General features: G+C 67.0%; 3 protein-coding genes and 1 pseudogene. All 4 read right to left on the reverse strand.

All coding sequences use genetic code 11. The features are described 5' to 3' along the window. Window positions 1-508: 508 nt before the first annotated feature. A complete protein-coding gene (katE, locus tag ACCC94_RS27345; RefSeq protein ID WP_413352734.1) occupies window positions 509-2,635 on the reverse strand; it encodes a catalase HPII in 2,127 nt (708 codons plus the stop codon). A 162-nt stretch (window positions 2,636-2,797) separates the two neighbouring features. Next, on the reverse strand, window positions 2,798-4,408 hold the full coding sequence (locus ACCC94_RS27350; protein ID WP_413352735.1) for an arylsulfatase: 1,611 nt from the start codon (window positions 4,406-4,408) through the stop codon (window positions 2,798-2,800). A 119-nt stretch (window positions 4,409-4,527) separates the two neighbouring features. Next, window positions 4,528-5,355: an ABC transporter ATP-binding protein gene (locus tag ACCC94_RS27355; RefSeq protein ID WP_413352736.1), complete on the reverse strand. Its 828-nt coding sequence runs from the start codon at window positions 5,353-5,355 to the stop codon at window positions 4,528-4,530. Beyond that, window positions 5,352-5,555: pseudogene (locus ACCC94_RS27360) on the reverse strand (ABC transporter permease); the annotation flags it as partial. The gene ACCC94_RS27355 and the pseudogene ACCC94_RS27360, both read right to left, overlap by 4 nt.

The following is a 5,555-nucleotide window of genomic DNA, read 5'->3' on the forward strand; positions in this document are numbered from 1 at the left end:
AACACACCCCGCCTGCCTCCGCGCCGCGCGCCCCCCCCCGCCCCGGGGGGGGGGGGGGGCCGCCCCCAACCCTCGCTCCTACAATTCGTATGCGACCGCGGAGGACCGGACCTTGTCCGCGAAAACCGTCGCGCAGGAATTCGCTGCCAACGGGATAACCTCCGGCAGGCCGCCAGCCCTTCACGGATGAATCCGCTTCTACCTGAAATATCGCCACGGGGCACGCCCTCTCCCCCGCCCTCTCCCTGAAGGGAGAGGGAGCTGTCCGTGCCGGCTGATACAGTGGTTTCAGCCTTCACCAAACGGTCCCCTCTCCCTTCGGAGCGGGGCGCGTAGCCAGGGTTAGGGAGAGGGAAAATCCCAGGCACGAACTATCAGAAGAACACAGGTGCTCCTGCTCTTACGCTGACCGAACCCACGATGCAGACCTTGGGAGCGCACCAGCGAGCGAATCGCCGGCCTGGCTCACTCCCAGAGGGAGCGAGCCAGGCCTTGGCCGGTGCAGGCCCTACGCCGGAATCCGCGCGATCTGCGCTTCGCGCGCCCAGACACGGTGCTGCTTCAGCGCCGCCTCCAGAGGCCCGAATACATCCGTCGCCGAAGCGCCCTGCACCACTCCCTCATCCGCCGGCAAGCCCAGCTGGCCCGGCAGCGCCTTGGCGTCGCCGGCGAAAGCCAGTGGCTTGAGGTGCTTGTAGGCTTCGAGCAGGTAGTGCAGCGAGCGACCGTCGCCGCCCAGGGTCTGTACCGACTGGGCGCCGCCCGGCACGAACACCGCGTCGAAGACCACCGAAGGCAAGCCATCGTAGCTGCCATGGGGAATCAGCTCGGCGCCGCTGTCCGCCTTTACCGGCGCGGCGCTGGGGCCGATCAGCTTGGCGCTGGCACCGGCCTTCTGCAGGGCATCAGTGAGGTCGCTGACGTCGCTCTCGCTGACGCCATCGGCGATCAGGATGGCCACCTTGCGCGAACGGATATCGCCGGACAGCAGGTTCACCTGGCTGAGCGCCGGGGACGTCTGCGGCTGCGGTGCAGCGGACGGTTGCGCGGTGACTTTCACGCCGATCTGGCTGGCGACCCGCTGCGCCAGGTCCGGCGAGATGTTCACCAGGATCTCGTTGACCTCGCGCTCGCGGATCGACATGCGCTCCACCTTCGATAGCTCGAAGGCGTAGGCGGACACCACGTGCCCCTGCTCGGCCTCGCTCAGGCTCTGGTAGAACAGCGCGGCCTGGCTGAAGTGGTCGGCGAAGGAGTCGGCGCGCACGCGCACCTTCGACCCCGCAACCGGCTCGTGGTAGCTGGCGAAGCCGCCCTGGCGCGCCGCGGCCGGAGTTTCCTTCGGCCAGCCGTTGTCGATGGAGTTGGGCTCATAGGACGCGCGGCCCTTGTGGATCATGTGCTGGTGCAGGCCGTCGCGCTGGTTGTTGTGGAACGGGCACAGCGGCTGGTTGATCGGAATCTGGTTGAAGTTCGGCCCGCCCAGGCGCAGCAGCTGGGTATCGGTGTAGGAGAACAGCCGGCCCTGCAGCAGCGGGTCGTTGCTGAAGTCGATGCCGGGCACGATGTGGCCGGGGTGGAAGGCGGCCTGCTCGGTCTCGGCGAAGAAGTTGTCCGGGTTGCGGTTGAGCACCATGCGCCCGAGCAGCTTCACCGGCACCAGCTCCTCGGGCACCAGCTTGGTGGGGTCGAGAAGATCGAAGTCGAACTGGTCCGCATCGGCCTCCGGGATCACCTGCACGCCCAGCTCCCATTCGGGATAGTCGCCGCTCTCGATATCTTCCCACAGCTTGCGGCGGTGGATGTCCGGGTCCTTGCCGGCGAGCTTCTGCGCCTCGTCCCAGACCAGCGAGCAGACGCCGGCCTTGGGCTTCCAGTGGAACTTCACCAGCGAACTCTCACCCGCCGCGTTGATCAGGCGGAAGGTGTGCACGCCGAAGCCCTGCATGTGCCGCAGGGAAATCGGGATGGCGCGGTCGGACATGGCCCAGGTGACCATGTGCGCCGACTCCGGCGTCAGCGAAACGAAGTCCCAGAAGGTGTCGTGGGCCGACGCGCCGGTGGGGATTTCGTTGTGCGGCTCGGGCTTCACCGCGTGGACGAAGTCGGGGAACTTGATGGCGTCCTGGATGAAGAACACCGGCATGTTGTTGCCCACCAGGTCGTAGTTGCCCTCGTCGGTATAGAACTTCACCGCGAAGCCGCGCACATCGCGTACCGTGTCCGCCGAGCCGCGCGGCCCCTGCACGGTGGAGAAGCGCACGAAGACCGGGGTCTGCTTGCCGGCCTTGCCGAGGAAGGACGCCTTGGTCAGCGCGCTCCAGTCGTCATAGGACTCGAAGTAGCCGTGGGCGGCCGTGCCACGCGCGTGGACGATGCGTTCGGGAATCCGCTCGTGGTCGAAGTGGGTGATCTTCTCCCGCAGGATGAAATCTTCCAGCAGCGAAGGGCCACGGTCACCGGCGCGCAGGCTGTTCTGGTTATCGGCGATGCGCACATTGGTGTTGGTGGTCAGGGCTTCACCGGTGGAGTCCTCGCGGTAGCGCTCCAGTTGCTCGATCTTCTCGCTGGTGTTGCCACGGTCGGTGGTGCCGGTGCCTGCCAGTTCGCTCTGCTTGCCGGGGGTCTGTGCCATGAAGCGTTCTCCTCGTCACGGATGATCGACGGCTCGCGGGCCGCCTCGTACCTATCCCTTGGGACAGAAGCGGTCGTCGGAGTTCAGGCTTTTTTCCCAGCGGTACGGCAGGCCAACAAAAAACCCGAGGCATTGCCTCGGGTTTTGATGGTCGGTTACGGATCAGCGCGCGAGGAACGGCGGCGGCGCGTCGATCACCCCGGTCTCGTTGACGTACTGCTTGTAGTGTTCGATCAGCGCTTCCAGCTTCGCCGGCTCGCTCTTGGCCAGGTCCCGGGTCTCGCCGGGGTCGCGGGCGAGATCGTAGAGCTGCCAGGTGGCCGGGCCGACCGGCGCGGGCAGGTAGACGGCCTTCCAGTCGCCCTGGCGGATCGCGCGCATGCCGAACAGCTCCCAGCCGGTGACGGTGTTCTGGTCATGGGCCTGTTCGGTTTCACCCGACAGCCAGCCCAGCCAGGATTTGCCACGCACCTCGGCCACCTCGCGGCCGCGCCACTGCTTGCCCGGATGACGCACACCGGCGAGGTCGAGGATGGTCGGGGTAATGTCCATCACCGTGGAGAACGCATGGCTGATCTCGCCCTGGCGTTGCAGCGCCGGGTAGCGCACCAGTGCCGGCACGCGGATGCCGCCCTGGGTGGTGAAGGCCTTGTACAGCCGCGACGGCGCGGTGGCCGCCTGGGCCCAGCGCGGGCCGTACCAGATGTAGGAGTTGGCGCGGCCGATGTTCTCCAGGCTGTTGTCGTAGTGCTGGTCGAGGAAGCTCAACAGGTCCGGGCCGAAGCGCGGGAAGGCCTCCAGCAGCGCACCCTCGGCGCCGTTGTCGGACATGAACAGGACGAAGGTGTTGTCCAGCTCGCCCTGCTGGCGCAGGTACTCGACGACGCGGCCGACGTTCCAGTCCAGGCGCTCGACCATCGCCGCGTAGACCTCCATGGCCCTTGCGGACCTGGCCTTCTCCTCGTCGCTGAGCTGCGCCCATTCCTTGCTGATCGCCAGCACCGGATGCGCCTTCACATCGGCATCGATCAGGCCCAGCTGCTTGAGCCGTTCCAGGCGCTCCAGGCGCAGCGCCTCGGGGCCGGCGTCATAGCGGCCCTTGTACTTGTCGACCACCTCCTTGGGTGCCTGCAGCGGCCAATGCGGCGCGGAGAACGGCAGGTAGGCGAAGAACGGACGGTTCTGGTCACGCTCCTTCAGGTACTGGATGAGTTTGTCGCCGAAGGCATCGGAGGAATAGAAATCCGCCGGCAGTTCGTCGATGAACTGGTCATCCTCGACGTACAGCGCCGGCGTGCTCTTGAGGATGCGCGGCGTGCTCTCATCGTAAGGCGGCTCGAAACCATAGTGGTTGGCCGCGCCCGGCAGCAGCGAGAAGGAGCGCTCGAAGCCGCGCGCATGGGGCGCCTGCTCCAGCTTCAGGCCCAGGTGCCATTTACCGGACAGCAGCGTCTGGTAGCCCGCCTCGCGGAGCAGTTCGGGCAGCGCCACCACGCGGTCGTTCAGGTAGCCCTCGTAGCCCGGCTTGCCTTCCAGCTCGGGGGTCAGCGCCTCGGCCATGGTGCCGATGCCGGCAATGTGGTGATCGGTGCCGGTGAGCAGCATCGAGCGCGTCGGCGAGCAGGTCGGCGCGGTGTGGAAGTCGGTCAGCCGCAGGCCGTCGAGGGCCAGGGCATCGAGGTGCGGCGTGGCGATCTCGCCACCGAAGGCGCCGAGGTCGGAGAAGCCGAGGTCGTCGGCGACGATGACGAGGAAGTTGGGGCGTTTGCTCATGGTCGGACTCGGTAGGTTGGGTGAGCCTGTAGGAGCGAGCTTGCTCGCGAACTATCCAGGGTGGCCTGGTCGAAGAGCTTCGCGAGCAGGCTCGCTCCTACAAGGGCGGGTTCTCTGGATCAGCAGGCAATGAATTCGAACGGCAGGTCTTCCACCCGCTTGAGCTGCGGCGCGACGTAGTCGCCCTCGCCCGTAAGCTCGTGCAACAGCGCCTCGCGCTGGCGCAGGAAGTCGTAGCCGCCGCGCTCACGCGGGTGCGCCAGCGGCACTTCGACGATGCGCTTGATGCGCCCCGGACGCGGCGCCATCACCACCACGCGGTCGGCGAGGAACAGCGCCTCCTCCACGTCGTGGGTCACCAGCACGGTGGTGATGCGCTCGCGCTGGCGGATGCGCAGCAGTTCTTCCTGCAACTGCTGGCGGGTCAGCGCGTCCAGCGCGCCGAAGGGCTCGTCCAGCAGCAGGATGCGCGGGCTGGCCACCAGGCCGCGGGCAATCGCCACGCGCTGCGCCATGCCGCCGGACAGCTGGTGCGGGTAGGCGCGGGCGAAGGCCGTCAGGCCGACCAACTGCAGGTAATCGGCGACCCTGGCGGCCTTGCCGGTTTCGCTCAGCGGTTCGTTGACCAGACCGAGGGCGACGTTCTGCTCAACGCTCAGCCAGGGGAACAGGCGGTGCTCCTGGAACACGATGCCGCGTTCGCCGCCGATGCCGTCGATGGGCTTGCCGTCGATGCGTATCTCGCCCTGGAACTCACGGTCGAGTCCCACCAGCAGGCGCAGCAGCGTGGACTTGCCGCAGCCGCTGGCACCGACGATGGCAATGAACTCGCCGTCAGCGACCTCCAGGTCGAAGCGTTCGATGGCCTGCAGCTCTCGACCGTCCACGGGGAAACTCTTGGCCACCTGGCGAAAGCTCACCAGGGCCTGGGATGCGAAAGCGTTCATGCGTGTCTCCAGCGCGTCACTCGCGCTTCGATGCGCTGGCCGAGCGCGGCCAGCAGGGCTCCGGTGAGGCCGACCAGCAACATGCCGGCGCCGACCAGGTCCATGCGGAAAAGTTGTTGCGCGCCGATCATCAGGCTGCCGATACCGCCGTCAGACGGCATGAAGTATTCGGCGCCGATGGTGCCGAGCCAGGCGTAGAT

The organism is Pseudomonas sp. Pseusp97, from assembly GCF_047304025.1.
Taxonomy (GTDB): Bacteria; Pseudomonadota; Gammaproteobacteria; order Pseudomonadales; family Pseudomonadaceae; genus Pseudomonas.

What these genes read in the sequence shown, in the direction of transcription:
- katE (WP_413352734.1), bottom strand. Translation starts at nt 2,635, where the DNA reads ATGGCACAGACCCCCGGCAAGCAGAGCGAACTGGCAGGCACCGGCACC.
- ACCC94_RS27350 (WP_413352735.1), bottom strand. Translation starts at nt 4,408, where the DNA reads ATGAGCAAACGCCCCAACTTCCTCGTCATCGTCGCCGACGACCTCGGC.
- ACCC94_RS27355 (WP_413352736.1), bottom strand. Translation starts at nt 5,355, where the DNA reads ATGAACGCTTTCGCATCCCAGGCCCTGGTGAGCTTTCGCCAGGTGGCC.